The sequence below is a fragment of the Maritalea porphyrae genome, assembly GCF_027213965.1.
Classification (GTDB): domain Bacteria; phylum Pseudomonadota; class Alphaproteobacteria; order Rhizobiales; family Devosiaceae; genus Maritalea; species Maritalea porphyrae_A.
This window is the reverse complement of record NZ_JAPWGX010000059.1, coordinates 1-255: the sequence shown is the minus strand read 5'-3', so window position 1 is coordinate 255 and position 255 is coordinate 1. Positions and strand designations below refer to the sequence as shown.

Here is a 255-nt window from a genome sequence, read left to right as displayed (position 1 = left end):
ACAACGTCTGGCAGGCCATTTCGGGCGGGGCCGAGATCATCAAGCTTGGCGATGCCGAAGTGAACTCCCGCGCCTATTGCGGTGCCTTCAACTTCAAGGGCGGTGACCAGCAGAAGAAAGTCGGCCTGCTGTCGGGCGGTGAACGCAACCGTGTGCATATGGCACGTCTGCTGAAAGAAGGCGGCAACGTGCTGCTGCTCGATGAACCTACCAACGATTTGGACGTTGAAACCCTGCGCGCGCTCGAAGACGCGC

Annotated in this window: 1 protein-coding gene; it reads left to right on the top strand. The window is 60.0% G+C overall.

Going from position 1 to position 255, the window contains the following annotated elements; all coding sequences use genetic code 11:
- Positions 1-255, top strand: a 255-nt coding sequence (locus O4H47_RS18015) for an ATP-binding cassette domain-containing protein (protein ID WP_269395402.1), incomplete at both ends; no start/stop codon positions are given.